Origin of the sequence: Streptomyces sp. NBC_00328 (assembly GCF_036139655.1) — a bacterium.
Lineage (GTDB): Bacteria > Actinomycetota > Actinomycetes > Streptomycetales > Streptomycetaceae > Streptomyces.
Window position 1 is genome coordinate 1,440,515 of record NZ_CP108013.1, and the last position, 16,214, is coordinate 1,456,728.

General features: G+C 71.1%; 9 protein-coding genes and 1 pseudogene. 6 read left to right on the plus strand and 4 right to left on the minus strand.

Annotated features, from left to right (window positions below):
* The first annotated feature begins 611 nt into the window (after positions 1 to 611).
* The 4 genes from OG485_RS06085 to OG485_RS06100 are packed head-to-tail and all read left to right on the plus strand — an operon-like array spanning position 612 to position 6,498.
* Complete coding sequence (locus OG485_RS06085) at positions 612 to 1,151, plus strand: DUF4184 family protein (protein ID WP_328664968.1); 540 nt, start codon at positions 612 to 614, stop codon at positions 1,149 to 1,151.
* Positions 1,148 to 1,993 carry a hypothetical protein gene (locus OG485_RS06090; RefSeq protein ID WP_328664969.1) on the plus strand — a complete coding sequence of 282 codons (846 nt, stop codon included), beginning with the start codon at positions 1,148 to 1,150 and terminating at the stop codon, positions 1,991 to 1,993. The genes OG485_RS06085 and OG485_RS06090 overlap by 4 nt, the downstream gene beginning before the upstream one ends.
* Positions 1,993 to 4,302, plus strand: a complete 2,310-nt coding sequence (locus OG485_RS06095) for a bifunctional serine/threonine-protein kinase/ABC transporter substrate-binding protein (protein WP_328664970.1) — start codon at positions 1,993 to 1,995, stop codon at positions 4,300 to 4,302. The genes OG485_RS06090 and OG485_RS06095 overlap by 1 nt, the downstream gene beginning before the upstream one ends.
* 39 nt (positions 4,303 to 4,341) lie before the next feature.
* Complete coding sequence (locus OG485_RS06100; RefSeq protein WP_328664971.1) at positions 4,342 to 6,498, plus strand: bifunctional serine/threonine-protein kinase/ABC transporter substrate-binding protein; 2,157 nt, start codon at positions 4,342 to 4,344, stop codon at positions 6,496 to 6,498.
* Between the two features lie 3 nt (positions 6,499 to 6,501).
* Here the strand turns inward: OG485_RS06100 and OG485_RS06105 are convergent, their stop codons facing one another.
* Positions 6,502 to 9,408, minus strand: a complete 2,907-nt coding sequence (locus OG485_RS06105) for a helix-turn-helix transcriptional regulator (RefSeq protein WP_328664972.1) — start codon at positions 9,406 to 9,408, stop codon at positions 6,502 to 6,504.
* Positions 9,409 to 9,482: 74 nt separating this feature from the next.
* Positions 9,483 to 10,175 carry a hypothetical protein gene (locus OG485_RS06110; protein WP_328664973.1) on the minus strand — a complete coding sequence of 231 codons (693 nt, stop codon included), beginning with the start codon at positions 10,173 to 10,175 and terminating at the stop codon, positions 9,483 to 9,485.
* Between the two features lie 547 nt (positions 10,176 to 10,722).
* Between OG485_RS06110 and OG485_RS06115 the strand changes: the two genes are divergently transcribed.
* Entirely contained in the window at positions 10,723 to 11,682 is a 960-nt protein-coding gene (locus OG485_RS06115) for a LysR family transcriptional regulator (protein ID WP_328664974.1), read from the plus strand.
* A 38-nt stretch (positions 11,683 to 11,720) separates the two neighbouring features.
* On the opposite strand, the gene OG485_RS06120 is transcribed toward OG485_RS06115, so the two are convergent.
* Positions 11,721 to 13,154: an aminopeptidase P family protein gene (locus tag OG485_RS06120; protein ID WP_328664975.1), complete on the minus strand. Its 1,434-nt coding sequence runs from the start codon at positions 13,152 to 13,154 to the stop codon at positions 11,721 to 11,723.
* A 250-nt stretch (positions 13,155 to 13,404) separates the two neighbouring features.
* On the opposite strand from OG485_RS06120, the gene OG485_RS06125 reads away from it, so the two are divergent.
* A complete protein-coding gene (locus OG485_RS06125; RefSeq protein WP_328664976.1) occupies positions 13,405 to 15,411 on the plus strand; it encodes a collagenase in 2,007 nt (668 codons plus the stop codon).
* Between the two features lie 599 nt (positions 15,412 to 16,010).
* On the opposite strand, the pseudogene OG485_RS06130 reads toward OG485_RS06125, so the two are convergent.
* Positions 16,011 to 16,109 (minus strand): annotated as a pseudogene (locus tag OG485_RS06130) (MerR family transcriptional regulator); the annotation flags it as partial.
* Positions 16,110 to 16,214: the final 105 nt, after the last annotated feature.

Consider the following 16,214-nt stretch of genomic DNA (forward strand, 5'->3'; position numbering starts at 1 on the left):
CGGTCAGACCGACAGTCGAGAGGCACCCATCGGGGTGCCTCTCGACTCGGACACCGCAGTGAGAGCCACCAGCGGTGCGACGCCCCAGATGCCGTCGACACCGGCTGAACGCACGACCTGTCCCGCTGGTGGCGCTGCCGGCAGGTCACCACCTTCGCTTCGGACGTCGACAATCGGAACGGCTGGTCCCGGCCACAATCGTCGCCGAGAAGCTGCAACCGGATCCGGGCCCGGTCTCGTTCACCTCCCCCGGGCGTCGTCCACCCTCCACCAACACCTGCTGCAGCACAGGGCGGAGCGTCGCCGATTTCGATGCAAACCGTGCTGCGACGCCGGGCCGTCGCGCGTGAGCCGGCCGGGCCCACCCTCACTCGGGTGTCGGAACCGAACGGGCCGCCACGGGGCGGTGAACTCCACCGCCCGACCGCACGGAACAGGACTGTTCCGTTGCCCTTGTTCGCACCCGAGCCGATGCCCGCGCCGTCGCAATCGGCCGGGACCGGAGCACGACCGGAGCCGCCATCGCCCGACACCTGTGCCCCGGTCGGCTTGCCTGGATCGGGTGGGTACGCCTGCGGGGCTGGTGGCGTGAGTACGGAGTCCTGGGGCAGGTGCGCCATCGCTGGTACGTCACCGTGATCTCGGCGTGGCTCGGCGCGGTCACCCACGGGCTCTGGGACGACTTCACGCACGACGGGCCGGCCGGGAGGTCACTGGGCTTCGCCGTACTCGGGAGGCCCATGGTGCCCGGCATACCGTGGTGGATCGGCCCTGCACAGGCGTCCACGCTGGTCGGAATCGTCGGCTGGGTCTGGGCGACCGCCCCCATCGGGCGTCGCGGGCTGCTGAGGCGCTGGCACGGCTCGCCTCCACGGGGTGTCGTACGGCCCGTACTGTTCTGGGCGCCGGTGGCGGTGAAGACGACGCTGGGCACCGTCGCCTCCGCCCTGTTCCCCGATGGGCGTATCCCGGTCGTCTTCTTCGAACGGTTCCTGTGCGTGTTTGCGGGCGCGTTGGTGCTGACCGCGACTGTCGTCGTTCCCCTTGCGGATTACGTAACCAGATACGTGGTTCTACGGAGGTCCGTTCCCTCCCGGCCGTCTATGTTCGACGAGTCGAATGGCACGAACGGTGTTGAGGGGACTGAGTGACAAGCAACGCCCATGGGATGCGGGGCAGTTGGATGACGCTGCTGGTCGCGGGGACTCTGCTGGCCGGGTGTTCGGCCCAGGGGACGGACAACCAGCTTTCCCGGCAGAGCGATTCGCCCTCGGCCGGTACCGCGCCGCGCGCCTCGGCCAGTTCCTCGCCGGTCAGGGGGGAGACCCCGTCGGCCGGCGCGTCCGCCGCCTCTTCCGTCTTCATGCCCGATGCCTCCCTCGTCCCCCGGACCTCCAAGGACGGGCGCCGGCTGGCCGAATCCGTCGTGCTCGCCCCGGCCGGCTGGGGGCGGAGTTTCGTCGCCCAGACTCCGGCCGGGAGCACCCCGGGCACCTGGGCCGTGCTGAACGAGGACTGCCGCTGGCAGCGTGAGAAGCTCTCGCGCGGGGTGCTGGCGAGCACGTCCCGCTACAGCCGGCTGCCGGCCGGCGGAGGCAAGGGCGCGGTCAAGGTGACGGCGGTCGCCACCGTGCACGCCTCCGTCCTCGGTGCCGACGAGCAGCTGAGCACCACTCTCGAAGAGGTGCTGCGGTGCCCGGAGCAGCGGCCCCGGTCCGACGAGCGGATCACGGGTCTCATGTCGCTCGGCACCTCCTTCGGTGCCCGCGAGCAGGAGTACGCCGACGACTCCGTACTCGAGGCCGGCGATTACGTCGAGAACGGTGGTGCCGCACAGCCGTACCGGTGGATGGTCGCCCGGTTGGGCACGGTCGTCGTGGCCGTCTCCGTGACGGGCGCGAAGGGCAACACCGCGCAGGAACTGGAACAACTGGGCAGCAAGGCCCTGGCTCAGATGCTGACGCGCATCGGGCAGCGGCTGAAGGGGAAGTGATGGAGCCGCTGCGAACTTCGGATCCTGCCAGGCTGGCGGGCTACCGGCTGCTGGGACGGCTCGGTGCGGGCGGTATGGGGGTGGTGTACCTGGCCCGCTCGGCCGGCGGAACTCTGGTCGCGCTGAAGGTGATTCAGGCGGAGTACGCCGAGGACCCCGATTTCCGGGAGCGATTCCGGCGTGAGGCGGACACGGCCCGCCGGATGACCAGCCCGTGGGTGGTGTCCCTGGTGGACGCGGACCCCGAGGCGGCACAGCCCTGGCTCGCGACCACCTTCGTCCCCGGTCCCTCGCTCGCCGAGGCTCTCGCCGCGCACGGGCCGCTGCCGGTGCCGAGCCTGCGGGTGCTCGGGGCGCGGCTCGCCGAGGCGCTGCGAGAGCTGCACGCGGCCGGTCTCGTGCACCGGGATGTCAAGCCGGGCAATGTGCTGCTGGCGCTCGACGGCCCACGGCTGATCGACTTCGGTGTGGCCCGCAATTCCGAGGACACTGCGCTCACCTCGACCGGTGTCGTGGTGGGCACGCCGGGGTTCTTGCCACCGGAACAGGCGCGGGGCGGGCGGGATCCGGGAGCGGCCGGAGACGTCTTCTCGTTGGGCTGCGTGCTGGCCTTCGCCGCGACGGGGCGCCTTCCGTTCGGCACCGGGTCGATCGACGCGCTGCTGTACCGGACGGTGCACGACGCGCCGGATCTGGAGGATGTTCCGGCGGAGCTCGCCGAGGTGGTGAGCAGTTGTCTGGAGAAGGACCCGGAGCTGCGGCCTACGGCCGGGGTGCTGTCCAAGGCCCTCACGGTCGCCGCGCCCTTGTCGCCGTCGTCGCCCGCCTCGCCTTGCGACCCGCGGGAGGCCTTGCGCGTCGTACGTCCTCCAGAGCCCGAGGACGACAGGATTCCCGGTGAAACGGAGCCGACCCTCCGCGAAACGGAGTCGGCCCCCGGCGACGAGGCCTGGCTGCCCGAGCTGTTGGTCAGGCTGATCGCGGAACGGTCGGCCGCCGGGCTCGCGCTGCCCTCCATCGACGAGACCGAGGTCGACGCCGCGTCCGTCGGCACCGCTGCGACGGACACGGCGGCCGCGCAGCCCGCGGTCCGTGCCGTCGGCAGACGCCGTTTCCTCCTGCTGGCCGGAGGTGCGGCGGTGGTCACGGCCGGGGGCGGACTGGCCACGTGGGCGGCGCTCTCCGGTGACGGCGAGAACGACAACACCGCCCCGAACTCCAGCAGTCCCGTGTACACCCTCGGTCTGCATGCCGACCTGAGCGGCGATCAGAAGGCGGTCGGCCGGGCTCAGGAGCGGGGGCTGCGGCTGGCGGTCGACGAGTTCAACTCCCGTGCGGACAGTCCCTTTGTTCTCGCTGTGAAGACGGTGGACGACGGTGGCGATCCGGCCCGGGCGCCCGAGGCGGCCGCGAAGCTCGTCGCCGACCGTTCCGTGCTGGCCGTGATCGGTCCCACCACGGACGCCACCGCCCTGGCCTCGCTGGCGGCGTACGATGCGGCCTCGCTGCCCCTGATCGCGGTGTCGCCCGGCGCCACCGTGCTGGGGGTGATGGGCAGCCGGTCCTTCCTGCACGCCCGGGTGACGGACACGGTCCTGCCGTTCTACCTGGACGCGTATATGCGCGGCACCGCGAAGTCGCGCACGGTCGGGATCGTCGACGACCGGGCGGCGGACGCCTACGGCTGGGAGATCAGCAGCACCCTCGCCAACATCCTGCGGAAGGAACGGCAGCCGGCCGTGCCGAAGGTGGTCAGCGCCCTGCGCACCGACTTCGGGCCGACCCTGGATGCCCTGCTCGACGGGGGCGCGGACTCCGTGGTGTTCGCCGGTTACCACGACCGGGCGGCGCTGCTGGCCCGGGAACTGGGCAGCCGTGACTTCCCGGGGGCCAGGGCCGCCGCCCAGGGGGTGCTCGACGCACGGTTCCTGTCCGCCGCGGGGGACGCGGCCGACGGCTGGGTGATCGTCGCCCCGGTCATGGACGCCACCGTGGCGCCCGAGGCGAAGGCGTTCAGGGCCGCTTACCGCAAGCGTTTCGACGCGGAGCCGGAGCGGTACGCCGTCGAGACGTACGACGTGGCGCAACTTTCCGTACGCGGTCTGCGCTCGCTGACCGCCGGGCGCCGCACCCGGCAGAACCTGACGACGGCGCTGCGCTCGGCCACGTACAAGGGGATCAGCCGGAACCTCGCGTTCGACAAGACGACCGGGGCCCTGGTCATCGACGGCAGCGGGGTCTACCTGTGGAAGGTCGACGGCGGCCGGTTCGCGTACCAGGGCGTGGCGCCGTACCGGGTGTCCACCTGATGGGGCGCTCGTACCAGGTGTGCACCGGGTGAGGCGCTGATGGAGCCGTTGCGCGGCGCCGACCCGGCCAGGATCGCGGGCTACCGGCTGCTGCGCCGGCTGGGCGCGGGCGGCATGGGTGTGGTGTACCTGGCCCGCTCTGCCGGAGGCGCGCTCGCCGCGGTGAAGGTGATCCGTGCGGCGTACGCGGACGACGCGGGGTTCCGGGCCCGTTTCCGCCGTGAGGTGGAGACGGGGGGCCGGGTCGCCAGCCCCTGGGTGGTACCGCTGCTCGACGCGGACCCGGACGCGGAGTCGCCGTGGCTCGCCACGGCGTTCGTGCCGGGGCCCTCGCTGGCGGAGGCGGTGGAGGAGTGCGGGCCGCTGCCGTACGGGACCGTCCGTGTCCTGGGGGCGCGGCTGGCCGAGGCGCTGGACGCGGTGCACGGGGCGGGGCTGGTGCACCGGGACGTCAAGCCGGGCAATGTGCTGCTCGCCGTCGACGGACCCCGGATGATCGACTTCGGTATCGCCCGGATGCCGGAGGACACCGCGCTCACCGCCAGCGGGATGGTGGTCGGCTCCCCCGGGTTCCTCTCCCCCGAACAGGCGCAGGGCAGGGGCCGGGAGATCGGGCCGGCCAGTGACGTCTTCTCGCTCGGCTGTCTGCTGGCGTACGCCGTGACGGGCGGGCGCCCCTTCGGGCATGGCTCCGCGGCCGAGATGCTGGTGCGCACGGTCCATGACGAGCCGGAACTGGACGGCGTACCGGAGCCGTTGCTGCCACTGCTGCGGGGGTGTCTGGCGAAGGAGCCCGGCTCCCGGCCGGCGGTGGCCGGGATACGTCGGGCCCTGGACGGTACGGGCGAGGGCGGGGGCTGGTTGCCGGAGTCCCTGACCCGGCTGATCGCGCGCCGTTCGGCCGCGGTGCTCGCTTTGCCCGCCGTCGACGCGACCGAGGTGTCCGGGGCGACGGTGGCCGACGCGGCGCCCGGCGCCGAGACGGCCGTCGGCTCGGGAGGCTCCACGCGTCGCCGCTTCCTGGTGCTGGGCTCGGCCGCCGGGGTCCTGGCGGCCGGCGGAACGGCGGCGTGGTGGACGGCGCGCAAGCCCGACCGCTCCTCGGCCCAGGGAAGCGAAACCCGCCTCCCGCGCCTGGTCGTTGCCCTGCACGCCGACCTGAGCGGCAGCGGCCGTACGACGGGCCGAGCCCAGGAGAACGGGGTCCGGCTCGCCCTTGACCACCTCAACTCCCGCGCCGGGCGCGGCTTCGACCTGGCGCTCCAGGTGCACGACGACGAAGGCAGCACGACTCGGGCACGGCAGGTCGCCCGGCGGCTGACGGCCGACGACCGGGTCCGCGCGGTGCTCGGGCCGACCACCGACGCCTGCGCGAAGTCCACCCTCGGCCTCTACCAGCAGGCACGGCTCCCGATGGTCACCGTGTCGGTGGGACTGAACGAGGTGGACCCCACCAAGTACCGGGTGTATGCGGCCACCCGCCCCGATGACGCGACCCTGGCGGCTCCGGTCGTCGCGTACCTCGTCCGCACCGCCGGGGCCCGCAAGACGGTGCTGATCGACGATGCCGCCGAGGGCGACTTCAGCTGGCGTCTGTGCGCCGGCGTCGACGCGGCCGTGCGATCCACGGTCCGGCGCACCCTCACCGCCGAGGACGACGCGGACGGCGACTTCCGTGCCCTCGCGGAGTCGGTGACGGATGCGGGCGCGGACGCGGTGGTGTTCGGTGGCGGGTACGCGCGGGCCGCGCGGCTGGCCCGGGCGCTGCGCTCCGCCGGCTACTCCGGTGCACGGCTGGCCGGTCAACGCGCCCTCGACCCCCGCTTCCTCGCCTCGGCGGGCGACGCCGCCGAGGGCTGGGTGTTCACCACCGCCTTCCTCGATCCGACCCGGGTGACAGCAGCGAAGTCCTTCGTCGCCGCCTACCGCACACGCTTCGACACCGCCCCGCCCTGGTACTCCGCCGAGGCCTACGACGCGACGCTCTTCGTGGCCCGCGCCATGACGGCCCTGGGCGCGTCACGCGCGGAACGGGGCGCGATCATGGGCCGGTTGCGCGAGACCGACTACCGGGGGATCACCAAACGGCTGCGCTACGACTCGTCCACCTACCGGTACGCGGACGCGATGTACCTGTTCCGGGCGACCGGAGGCGCCTTCCGCTGTCTCGGCGACTACCGGGACGCAACGGCCTGAGTTTCATTGTTCACGCGCGCGCCGGTCCAGGACCGTGCGCGTCATGAGGCCCGCCAGCGCCGAGCGGGACGACACGGAGGTCTTACGGTAGATCGCCGACAGGTGGGTCTCGACCGTACGGCGGCTGAGGTACAGCTTGGTCGCGATGGCCTGGTTGCTCAGTCCTTCGGCGACGAGTTCCGCGATCTCCCATTCACGTGCGGTCAGTTGATCGAGTTCCGTGGGAGCGAGGGGTGCCTCCTCGGCTTGGGGACGCACGAGCGCGGCCAGGTCGGACAGCAGGCGCGCGCCGCCGTCGTCGGCGATACGGCGGGCCCGCTCCCACATCGCGACGGCGCGCGGACCGTCGCCCGCGGCCTGTGCCTGGGTCGTCGCCAGCAGCAGGGAGTACGCCTCCCAGAGCCTCGCGCCGGAGGGTGCGTACGCCTGCGCGGCACGCTCGAAGAGGTCTGCGGCCGCGCGGGCGTCACCCTGGTGCTGGGCGAGCGCCGCCTCGGCCCGCAGTGCCGCCCCGCGCTGGCCGTGCAGCCCCATCCGGTCGGCCTCCTCGACGGCTCGTGCGGCCCAGCGCGCGGCCTGCTCGACGTCGCCGATCGCGAGAGCGGTGCTGACGAGGGTGTCCAGCTGGCCTGGGCGTATGGAGGGTTGCAGCCCCAGCAGTTCAGGACCGCCCGCCCTCAGGATGGCGTCCTGCGCGCGGTACTGGTCGCCGCTCACGAGCGCCGTGTGACCGAGCACGCAGCCGGCCAGCGACGCCCACCAGTGGCGGCTTCCGCCGGCCGCGGCCACGGCCTCCTCGGCGGTCAGCAAGGCCCTGGTGTCGCCCAGGGGGCGGTGCGGGAGCAGGATCAGCGCCTTGAAACACAGGGTGAAGGCCAGGAGATCGCTGCTGCCGATGGCTCGTGCGACGGATTCCGCCTCCTCCGCCGACTCCAGGGCGGATGGCAGCCGACAGGTGTTGAGGTGCACGAAGGCCTTGCTGCTCAGCAGGTGTGGCATGACGTGGACCTGGCCGCCGCGACGGGCGATGTCCAGCCCCCGGTCGGCGTGGCGTTCCGCGTCGGTGTAGCGCTCCAGCAGGGCTTCCGCCCAGGCCAGCCACACCAGTGACTCGCACAGTTCCGTGAGGTTGGGGTCGGTCAGACCGTCGGCGAGCCCGGCGGCGGCATCGGCGAACCGGTGGGCCGCCTCCGTCTCCCCTTCGTAAGCCTCGCCCAACGACCCCAGCGCCAGGGCCCCCATCTCTCCCATGAGGTCGCCGTGGGAGCGGGCCGTCGCGAGCGTCCGCTCGATGTCGTCGCGTACGTCGGGGTACGAGACGGTGTTCAGGGCCGCCATGCCCAGCGCGAGCCCCAGGGAGACCGCCTGGCGGGGCTCAGGACCAGGGCTGCGGACCAGTTCCCGTTGCAGCAGGGCGATCGCTTCCGGGGAGTGTCCGAGGTGCCGTTCCATCATCGCGCACAGCGCTATCGCGTCCCCGCGCAGCGATGCGTCGTCCGGCCCGGACCCGCTGATCAGCGTGTGGAGCAGATCGCGGCTCTCCCGCAGGCTGCCGCCCACACCGAGGGCTCTGGCGCGCGCCAGCGTCAAATCCCCACGCTGCTGGGCGTGGGCGGGCGTGTCCGGCATGAGCCGGAGGACGACCTCCAGCAGATGTGCGGCGGTAGCGGGCGCCGTGTGGGCGAACTGGGCGGCCGCCTCGCTCAACACGGCCGCCGACACCGGATCCCAGCCGACCAGCGACCTCTCGACATGATGAGCCCGCTCGGCGGCGGAGGCTCCTGCCCGCGCCAGTTCGTCCGCCGCGCCCCGGTGGATCTCGGCGCGGCGCGGTGCGGGGGTGTTCTCGTAGACCAGTGCCCGCAGCAGCGGGTGGCGCAGGGTCCAGCGCCCGTCGGACCCCCTGCGCAGCAGATCCCGTCGCGCCAATGCACCGATGCAGTCGTCGAGTTCCTCCGCCGTGGTGGGTCCGGTCGTCAGGCTCAGCATCGCGGGCGTGGCATGGTCACCGAGGACCGCCACCGCTTCGACGGTACGGCGCTGTGCCTCGGTCAGCGCGGTCAGTTCGTCCAGCAGCAGCGATCCCAGTCCGCTCGGCACGCCGGACGCGGTGTCGTCGTGGCCCCGGACGGTGGTGCCGCGCGACGACGCGCCGTGCCGGTAGGCGTGCAGGAGGGAGAGGAGATAGAGCGGGTTGCCCTCGCTGGATTCATAGATCTTGCTGGCGTCGCCCGGTGGCAGGTCGGAGGCCAGCGCCTCGATCGAGTCCTGCTCGGGCAGCGGCCGCAGCGGCATGCGCAGTACGGCTCCGCTGTCGACGCCGCGTGTCAGAGCGGCGGCAAGCGAGTGTGGCGTCTGTCGTTCGCGCCGGGCCACGACCAGCAGCACCCGGCCTGACGCCCGGTGTCGGATCAAGTGGTCCAACAGCTCCAGGGACGCGGGATCCGCCCAGTGCAGGTCGTCCAGGGCCATCACCAGCCCGCTCCGCTCCCCGAGCCTGCTCAGCACTTCCGTGACGGCACGATAGAGGCCGAATCGATCGCGGTTGCCCGTGCCCGACGCGGCGCCGTGCACACTGTCGGCGCCGTACAGCACCGGTGCCGCCGCCTCGGGTACGTCGTCCGAGTCGAGAAAGGCACGATCGACGTCGGCGAACGCGTCCGTGAACGTCTGGAACGGAGTGTGCCGCTCGTACTCCGTGGCCCTGCCGCGCAGCACGGTCAGCCCACGCTGCCGCGCCCGCGCACAAAACTCGCTCAGCAGCCGGCTCTTCCCCATACCGGCGTCTGCGGCGATGTCGACCACGGCGGGGACGCCGTCCTTCCCCAGACCGGCGATCACCGAGTCGAACCGCCTCAGTTCCTCGGATCTGCCGACCAGCATCGTCGCCGTCCCGTCCAACGCTGGCACCAGCGCGTCTCCATTCTCCACCGAGTTTGCATGATCATTCCAGAGCGGTCCCCTGGGCGGCCGGGCCCTGGCCATCAGACCTGGGCCGGTGCGTTCTTGCTGGGTGCGTCCTCGACGCGGGTGGCCTGGGCCCGCCGGAGCGCTCGCCTCAGCCCCGCCAGCGCGGTGGCGGTTCCGGCTCCGACGGGAACGACCGGCCAGTACGCGATGCTGTTCCCGAAAGCCGCGCACCCCATGAGCACGAAGCTCGCCGCCGTCCCGACGAGGAACCCGAACGCCACCGCCGGGGACCGGTCCCGCCGCACCAGCCGCACCCGGCCGCCGAGGCCGGCCAGGTACGCGGCAGCGGCCAGGGCGAGGGCGATCAGATACCCCATGATCAACGGGTAGAGCATGAACAGTGCCATGTCCCACCCACCGGGATGCCAGCCGGGCCACACGTCACGCCCGTCGATCTCCACGACCCGCCCATGCCACAGGCCCGCCTGGACCCGCTGCCCCTCCTGGAGGCCGTTCGCAGAATCGTCCGGGACGCCGTCCACCGTCTTCGTCTCGTCACCGACGCGCAGTTCGATCGTGTACTTGGTGGTGACGATCCAGACGCCGCTGCCGCCGTCCTGGCCTCCGCCGTCTCTCCCACTCGTCGAGTGGGACGTCAGCTTCGTAATGGTGGCCCCGGCCGTGTGCAGCGTCCCGTTCGACCGTGCGTGCGCGACGCCCGTCTCCTCGTAGGTGCGCATGGCGAGCAGCAGGATCAGGGCAGCCATGACCAGGCGGAACACCCAGCGCAGCGCATGGCCTCGCACTGTCCTGGGCCGCCTCGTGCCCGGTCTCGTCCGCGACGTCGTGTCCCCGGTCTGCTCCTGCGTCATCGGGCCCCCTCGCCTTCCGGTCGGGGACAGACGAAAGCCGCCCCACCGGATCACACGCCGCACAGCCGACCATGGTTGCGGTCGACCACCCCGGCCGTGACCGCCTCACGGATGGCAGATGTCCCAGGCCGTCGGCCTGGTGGGTGAGGGGTTCGGGGTCGACCGGTCCGCTTCGCACTGTGCGCGATCCTGCTACGGGAGCAGCCGGTACGCGCCGATCCGCTCCGTCCCGAACCGCACGTCCGCGTCCCGGCGGTGGCCAAGTCCCGTGTCTTCCGAGGCAGTTCCCCGCCGACCTGTCCCGCGAGCCGCGCGAGGCCGAGCGGCTCTCCGGCAGTCTCGGCATCGAGTGGTTCTCCCCTTACTGCCCCCGCGATGAACCACCGCTAGAGTCGCCCGGTGGCCGCGGACGGCAGGGGCATCGAGACGAGGAGCCCGAACAATGGACCTGGAGCTTCGGCATCTGCGGACCTTGTGTGCGATCGCGGACGCCGGGAGTCTGGGGCGGGCCGCGGCACTCCTGAAGTACTCGCAGCCGGCGATGAGCACCCAACTGCGCCGGATCGAGCGGCTCTTCGGTGAGGACTTGTTCGTGCGTACCGCGTCGGGAGTCGAGCCGACCCAGTACGGCCTTGAGATCCTGACTCAGGCGCGCGACATTCTGGCCCGTGCGGATGCCATCAGGCGTCGTCCGCCGGGGAACGGCGTCGGAACACCCCGGATCCTGCGCCTTGCGGCGACCAACTCGCCCGTCCTGTCCGGCATGGTCGTCCGTATACGCAGCCGGAGGCCTGATCTCACGCTGACGGTGAGCAGCGTCTACCCGTCGTCGGAGATAGTCGAGCACTTGGAGAAGGGCGAGCTGGACGCCGCGATCGCCGCGGACTACCCCGGAATGGAGCTTCGGCACTCCGCGGCCGTGGCGCATCGCGAGATCGTCAACGAACCCGCGTTCGTAGCTCTGCCCGCCGGTCACCGGCTCAAGCACCGCATGGAGGTCCCCCTCGCCGAACTCGCCGACGAGGCCTGGTTCCTGACCCCCGACGACGGTGCCGGCTGGCCGGGCGTGTTCTACGCGGCCTGCGCGGCAGCCGGGTTCACGCCCGCGGCCGTCCATGAGTACCTCGGTGACCGGCTCCAGCTCCAGGACATGATCGCCGAGGGACTCGGCGTCTCCATCGTGCAGGCCACGACCCGGCCGAACCAGGGCGTGATCGTCAAACCGCTGACCGGCACACCGCTGTGGACCCGCTATCTGCTCGCATGGCGCCGCGACCAGGTCACGGAGGACATCACGGAGACACTGTTCAGCTCCGCGCACGCGTCCTACCGCGACCTCATCACGCGGTCGGCGCACTTCCAGGCGTGGGCGGCGCAGACGTTCCATCTGCCGCGTTCCTAGGGCCGGTTACGGTGGCGCCCGCGCCTTGGGACGCAGGGTCAGGCCAGAAGCTCGCCCATCCACGTCTCGATCGCCGACGCGGTGCGCGGCAGCGCCGACGACATGAGGCGGGCGCCGTCCTCCGTGACGACCAGATCGTCCTCGATGCGCACGCCGACGCCGCGCAGCTCCGGCGGCAGCGTCAGGTCGTCCGGCTGGAGATACAGGCCCGGCTCGACGGTCAGGACGTGGCCCGCCTCCAGGACGCCGTCCAGGTACTGCTCGGCACGGGCCGCGGCGCAGTCGTGGACGTCCATGCCCAGCATGTGGCCGCTGCTGCACCACGTGTAGCGGCGGAACAGACCGCTCTCGGGCTCAAGGGCCTCGTCCGGCGTCACCGGGAGCAGGCCCCAGGAGTGCAGCCCCTCGGCGATGACCCGCATCGCAGCGAGGTGGAAGTCACGAAAGCGCGCGCCCGGCCGGACCGCAGCGATACCGGCGTCCTGCGCGGCGAGCACGAGGTCGTAGAGGTCGCGCTGCGCGGCGGTGAAGGTGCCGCTCACCGGAAGGGTGCGCGTGATGTCGGCGGTGTAGAGCATGTCCGACTCGACGCCGGCGTCGAGCAGCAGCAGGTCACCGGGATGGACCGGACCGTCGTTGGCGATCCAGTGCAGTGCGCACGCGTGCGCTCCGGCGGCGGCGATTGTCTCGTAGCCGAGGCCGTTGCCCTCGAGGCGGGCGCGCAGGCCGAAGACGCCCTCGACCCAGCGTTCGCCGCGCGGATGGCGGACGGCCTCGGGCAGTGCGCACACGACGTCGGTGAATCCGGCCGCCGTGGCGTCCGCCGCGATCTGCAGCTGCTCGACCTCCCACTCGTCCTTGACCAGGCGCATCTCGGACAGGTACGACGCGAATTCGAGGTCGGCCTCGTCGCGGCCGGTGCTGTCGACGAGCCCGTCGATCTCCGGGTCGACGCCGCGCAGCAAGCGGGTCGGCCGCGCGCCGGTCAGCCGGGCGGGCACGTCGTCGAGGCCCTGGGTCGTCACGCCGAGCAGTGAGGAGGCCTCGTCGAGGGTGGCGCGGCGGCCGACCCAGATCTCGCCGTAGCGGCGGTCGCGGTAGAACTCCCCGGTGTCGCGCGGGGATCGCGGGCGGACGTGCAGCACCGCCTCGTGACCAGAGGCGGTCGGTTCGAGGATCAGGACGCTGCCCGGCTCGGTCCCACCCGTCAGGTACGAGAACGCGGTGTGCGGCCGGAACCGGTAGTCGCAGTCGTTGCTGCGCACCTTGAGGACGCCTGAGGGAACGACGAGCCGTTCGCCGGGGAAGCGCGCGGACAGCCGGTCGCGCCGCTTGGCCGCCCACGGTGCGATCGACTGCGGGGGCGGATCGGCGCGCGGCGAAGACTCCCAGTTCCCCATGAGGAACTCGGCGAGCGCTGAGGAGACCGGAAGGTCGTGCGAACCGGTGTGGAGCGGCTTCTTCGTCGTCATACCGGGATCGTAGGGAGCAGGGGGCCGCCCCGCCCCATACCGCTTTTCCGCCGCACGCATAACACGAGCCGGAGACCTGCTCGGCGTCCCCGCCCTGACCGTCAACTGCCCTTGTGGGCACGGATGTTATGGCCAGCCCCTGCATTGTCGTATCCCTCGGTCCGTTGTCATTGGCCACTGTGAGTGGGACGTTCCCCCCACGCCTCGCCGCTCGTGCTCGAAGCGACCCCCCACTCACGAAGGAGCATTGATGCGTCGTCGACCTGCCCTGCCCGGATTCCATCCCGGAAGTCCGTCCAGATTCGCGTCCAGATTCCTGGCCGTCAGCCTGGCGGTCAGTGCCCTGACAGCAGGCCTGCTGGCCGCACCGGCCCTCGCAGCAGCCGGACCGAAGACCGCCACAACGGCTGCTCCCACGACCACCGCCGTGACCAAGCCCAAGCCGCGCGCACTGTCGCCGCTCGGCGCGAACACCACTGCGTCCGATCAAGCAGACGTCCGGAGCGGGCGACTGGCCGCCGCCCATGTCCGGCCGCTCAGCCCGCAGTTGCCGCAGACCTCCTCGACCTCGAAGACCGTACGGCCTCCCAAAGCCACCAAACACGCGGCAGCCGCGTCGTGCACCCCGGCCGACTTCGGCACCCGTACCGGATCCGAACTCGTCGCGTACATCCAGGACTCGACCACCGACTGCATCAATACGCTGTTCGGCATCACCGGCACGGAAGCCCGCAACGTGTTCCGCGAGGCGCAGATGGTGACCGTCGCAAGCGCCTTCCAGGACGCGTCGCAGAGGTATCCCGGCGACAACTCCACCCACGTGTGGCAGCTCGTGCTGTTCCTGCGCGCCGGCTACTACGTGCAGTACAACGACTCGGCCGACGTCGGCGACTACGGCCCGCCCCTGGCCGCGGCCATCGAAGGCGGGCTGGACGCGTTCACCGCCAACTGCCACTTCATGCACGTCAGTTCGGAACACGGCAACGTCCTGGGCGACGTCATCATCCTTACGGACAGTGCCAACGAGCAGGCTCGCTACCTGGACACGTACAAGCGAGTGCTGAACGCCTACGACAGCTCCTACGACGCCTACTGGAGCATGGACACGGCCGTCAACGACGTCTTCACCCCGCTCTTCCGCGGCCACTTCAACTCCGCGTTCATCAGCGCGGTCACCGCTGACCCGAGCATCATCGACACGCTGAACTCGTTCGCCCTGAACCACATGTCGATGCTGAGCGGGACCTGGTACTTCATGACCGCCAACGCCGGAACCGAGACGGCGCGCTTCCTCGACACGGCCGGGCTCCAGGACAAGGTGCGGCCGATGGTGAAGGGCCTCCTCGGCGCCTCCTCGATCACCGGCCCGACCGCTCCGCTGTGGGTCGGCGCCGCCGAGATGACTTCCGCGCACGACGCGGCCCCATGCTCGTACTACGACACCTGCGACCTGACATCCAAGCTCACCGCGGCGGCACTCCCCATCACCTACAAATGCGATGACGGGCACACGTTCCTGGCCCAGTCCCTGACCGGCTCGGCGCTCGCCGAGGCCTGCAAGAGCGTGCAGGGACAGGACGGCTACTTCCACGGCATTGTCAAGGACAGCGGCCCGGTCGCCGATGACCGCAACACCAACATCCAGATCGTCGTCTTCGCGAGCCCCAGGGACTACCAGACGTACTCAGGCTGGATCTTCGGCAACAGCACCAACAACGGCGGCGAATATCTGGAGGGCAACCCCGCCGACCCCAACAACCAGGCCCGCTTCGTCGCCTACGTGAAGAGCGTGGGCGACGGCTTCCCGGCGGACATCTGGAACCTGAACCACGAGTACACCCACTACCTCGACGGCCGCTACGACACGTACGGCGACTTCTCCGCGGGCCAGACGGTCCCGGACATCTGGTGGATGGAGGGCTTCGCCGAGTACGTCTCGTACAGCTACCGGGGCGTGCCCGACACCGAAGCGCTCTCCGATGCCGGGAAGCACACCTACGCCCTGAGCACCCTGTGGCAGAGCACGTACGCCAACTCCGACCTGACCCGCACTTACCCATGGGGCTACCTGGCCGTCCGCTACATGATTGAGAACCACCCGGACGACGTGCAGGCCATGCTCACCAAGTTCCGCACCGGCGACTACGCCGGAGCCTATGCGGTCTACAACACCGGCATCGGCACCCGTTACGACACGGACTTCGCAGCCTGGCTCGACACTTGCGCGGCCGGCGCCTGCCGGGGGAGCAGCAGCTGACCGAGCCCTGACGGCTGAGCCAGCCGCCGCCTGCCCCTGCCTCTCCCTGTCACCCCGCGGCCTGACAAGGCGGCGGGGTGAAACGCGTGCCAGACGTACCACTCGCGCCGCTCCTCCAAGACGGAACCCAATGCCGTTGTCCGAACGCTGCATTGGACACTCTGGGATCCTGGTGACCGATCGAGGGCACGGCTGTTGCGCCTGGCCTGTATCCATGGATCGGGGGCCCGGACGACGCGGGCACTCTCGGCCGCTCATACCGTTACAGCGAGCGCGAAACGGCGATCAGGACGGTGCCACCGGCCAGCGAGAGCGGGAACACGCCAGCATGCAGCCAGCCGCGCATCCTCGGCTTCAGCACAGTCGCCGCACGCTCCACCTCGCCTCCAGGTCGGCGGCCGCCTGCCCGGCAGTCAGCCGACCGGCTGCGTTTGCGGGCGCATCAACCGCCAGGGTGCGCAGGGCGTCGGGCGTGGTGCCGGGGCCGGGGCCGGGAGTGTCGTCCGTGTGGCCGACGGCTGAGTGTCTTCGGCGATCGCGCGCTCATATTCTGAAATCGGCGGAAGAGTGCGGTCCGGCGTGTCGCCGAGGACCGCGGGTCAGGTGCCGGTCGTGTGCCGGGACGCGGCGCGGCGGTGTTCGGCGTTGATGCGCTGGGCTTCTTCGAGCTGGTCTTCGAGGATGACGATGCGGCCTTGGTTCTCGCAACGCGCGGCGTCCAGCTTTCCCGATCGGGCGGGCGGTCTTTCGCCCTGGCGGCGAAACCCCGTTCTTTGCCCTGCTCCGCAGGAGTCCGATTCTCC